Source organism: Streptomyces phytophilus, from assembly GCF_013870535.1.
Taxonomy (GTDB): Bacteria; Actinomycetota; Actinomycetes; order Streptomycetales; family Streptomycetaceae; genus Streptomyces; species Streptomyces phytophilus.
Genome location: NZ_JACBXC010001050.1, coordinates 1 through 2,161, shown reverse-complemented (window position 1 = coordinate 2,161; position 2,161 = coordinate 1). Strand labels below are relative to the sequence as shown.

Annotated in this window: 2 protein-coding genes; both read left to right on the top strand. The window is 72.2% G+C overall.

All coding sequences use genetic code 11. The annotated features are described in order from the left end of the window. Window positions 1–132 precede the first annotated feature (132 nt). On the top strand, window positions 133–1,416 hold the full coding sequence (gene eno, locus H5J30_RS28890) for a phosphopyruvate hydratase (protein ID WP_018838367.1): 1,284 nt from the start codon (window positions 133–135) through the stop codon (window positions 1,414–1,416). A gap of 181 nt (window positions 1,417–1,597) precedes the next feature. After that, window positions 1,598–2,092, top strand: coding sequence for an FtsB family cell division protein (locus tag H5J30_RS28885; RefSeq protein ID WP_374101033.1), 495 nt, complete (start codon window positions 1,598–1,600; stop codon window positions 2,090–2,092). Window positions 2,093–2,161: the final 69 nt, after the last annotated feature.

The window sequence follows — 2,161 nt, the reverse complement described above, 5'->3', positions numbered from 1 at the left end:
CCGCCCCGGGGTCCGCCCCCGGGTCCGAACCGTCTCGTACCGCGGAATGCGGCCGGGTGCGCGCCGGGGCCGTCACCCGGGGCGGCTAGGCTCAGGGCGGAACCCGTAGCGAATCCCTCAGAAGGAGACACCGTGCCGTCCATCGACGTCGTCGTAGCCCGAGAGATTCTCGACTCCCGCGGCAACCCCACGGTCGAGGTCGAGGTCGGCCTCGACGACGGCAGCACCGGCCGTGCTGCCGTCCCGTCCGGCGCCTCCACCGGCGCCTTCGAGGCCCTGGAGCTGCGCGACGGGGACAAGGCCCGCTACGGCGGGAAGGGTGTCGAGAAGGCCGTGCTCGCCGTCATCGAGCAGATCGGCCCCGAGCTGGTCGGCTACGACGCCACCGAGCAGCGCCTCATCGACCAGGCGATGTTCGACCTCGACGCCACCCCGGACAAGTCGTCGCTCGGCGCCAACGCCATCCTCGGCGTCTCGCTCGCCGTCGCGCACGCCGCCTCCGAGGCGTCCGACCTGCCGCTGTTCCGCTACCTGGGCGGCCCCAACGCGCACGTGCTGCCCGTGCCGATGATGAACATCCTCAACGGCGGCAGCCACGCGGACTCCAACGTCGACATCCAGGAGTTCATGATCGCGCCGATCGGCGCCGAGTCGTTCTCCGAGGCCGTCCGCTGCGGCGCGGAGATCTACCACCAGCTCAAGTCCGTCCTCAAGGAGCGCGGCCTGTCCACCGGGCTCGGCGACGAGGGCGGCTTCGCGCCGAACCTCGACTCCAACCGGGACGCGCTGGACCTCATCATCGAGGCGATCCAGAAGGCCGGCTACACCGCGGGCCAGGACGTCGCCCTCGCGCTCGACGTCGCCGCCTCGGAGTTCTACAAGGACGGCGTCTACGTCTTCGAGGGCAAGAGCCGCTCCGCCGCCGAGATGACGGAGTACTACGAGCAGCTCGTCGCGGACTACCCGCTGGTGTCCATCGAGGACCCGCTGTTCGAGGACGACTGGGCCGGCTGGCACGTGCTGACCGAGCGGCTCGGCGACAAGGTCCAGATCGTCGGGGACGACCTCTTCGTCACCAACCCCGAGCGGCTGCAGCGCGGCATCGACGAGGGCTCGGCCAACGCGCTGCTGGTCAAGGTCAACCAGATCGGCTCGCTCACCGAGACCCTGGACGCCGTCGAACTGGCCCAGCGCAACGGCTTCAAGTGCATGATGTCCCACCGCTCCGGCGAGACCGAGGACGTCACCATCGCCGACCTGGCCGTCGCCACGAACTGCGGCCAGATCAAGACCGGCGCCCCGGCCCGCTCCGAGCGGGTCGCCAAGTACAACCAGCTGCTGCGCATCGAGGAGATCCTCGACGACGCCGCCGAGTACGCCGGCCGCAGCGCCTTCCCCCGCTACAAGAACGGCTGAGGCGCCCGGCCCGTACGGCACGACTGCGGGACGGCACCGCGACCCGTACGGCACCGCGCCCGTACGACATCGCGCCCGTACGGCATCGCGCCCGTACGGCATCGCGCCCGTACGACATCGGCGTCGGACGCACCCCGGCCCCGGCCGCACCGCGTAAGGTGCGACCGGGGCCGACCACCGCATGCCGCCCGGGGAGGACGCGACGCACATGGCCAGGGAGCGCTTCTCCACCACCACCCGGCTCAAGCTGCTCGGCGAGCAGGCCGTCAGCCGCGTCTCGGAGCGCGTCTACCGCGCGCGCCCGCCGCGGCGCAGCCGGCTGACGGGGCGGGCCGCGGTGCTCGCGCTCGTCGTCTGCTCGCTGGTGGTGGCGCTGGCGTACCCGCTGCGCCAGTACATCGCCCAGCGCGCCGAGGTCGCCGAGCTGGAGCGGGAGAAGGCCCAGGCCGAGCAGCGGGTGGAGGACCTGCGGGACGAGAAGGCCCGCTGGGACGACCCGGAGTACGTGCGCCGTCAGGCCCGCGAGCACCTGCACTACGTGCTGCCCGGCGAGACCGGCTACCTGATGCGCGACGGCACCGGCTCCGCCCGCTCCGGCGCGGCCGGCGAGGCGGTGGACCGGCCGTGGTACGAGAACCTGTGGGACGGCCTGGACGCAGCAGACGGCCAGCGCTGAGGAGACGCGCGGGAACCCCCGCCCGCCACCGGCTGATCGAGGAGAGATGGACAAGCCCCCGCCGCCCAC